1 protein-coding gene is annotated in these 805 nt (G+C 79.0%); it reads left to right on the plus strand.

The features are described 5' to 3' along the window. Positions 1 to 396: 396 nt before the first annotated feature. Positions 397 to 805: hypothetical protein (locus tag JFN87_RS33280; RefSeq protein ID WP_209346250.1), on the plus strand; the 409-nt coding region annotated here is incomplete at its 3' end.

Here is an 805-nt window from a genome sequence, read left to right on the forward strand (position 1 = left end):
GGGCTTTCGGCTCGAGCCCAGCCACCTCGCGTGCGGCCGCCGGTGCGCGCCCGCACGCGCGCGTCACCGAACGCCCGCGCCGACGGGGCGTGGCGCCGCGCCCCTGACGCCTGGGGGCAAGCCGACCGGCAACTCGAGCCGGCCCGGGCCGATGGCGGTCAGGCGATGTGCCCGCGCCGGCCCGGGTCCGGGCGAGCCGCCCGGCCACCCGGGCACGCCCGTCACCGAACGCCTGTGGCGCGCGGGCGACGGGGGGCGCGCGCGGTCGGGCCGGGCGCGGCGCCGGAGGTGGGCGCGGCGCGCCCGGGCCACCCTTGCGCGTGGTATTTCGCGCCATTTGTCCGACTTGGCGCGTAAGGTCGGACCATGCCCACGCCATACGGACCCCGAGGCGGCATGGCGTTCGGTGCTGACGAGCTGCGTGTGCTCCGACGCGCCCTGGCCGCCGTCCTGAACCCCGCCCAGCTCCCGGACGAGGACGTCCGGGAGTGTCTCGAGTTGGCCGAGTCCGTGGACGAGGCCGTACGGGAGGCCGGGCGGCTGCGCGCGTTCCTGCTCGCCGACCTCGCCCGCTACCGTGCCGCCCTGCCCGGCGGCCTCACCGGGTACCTGGAGCTCCTCCAGGACGCCCTGGCGGGCGGCTACGTGCCCGTCTCCGACGACCTGGCGGCGCTGCGCGCCCTGCGGGGCGACGCGGTCGCCGCGGCGCTGCTCGAGCGCTGCATGCGGATCGCGGAGCGCCACGTGCGCGAGCGCCTCGCGGGCGGAGCCGCCGAGGTGCGCGTACCGGCCGCGCGCCGCGCCC

Origin of the sequence: Streptomyces montanisoli, assembly GCF_017813245.1 — a bacterium.
Classification (GTDB): Bacteria; Actinomycetota; Actinomycetes; order Streptomycetales; family Streptomycetaceae; genus Streptomyces; species Streptomyces montanisoli.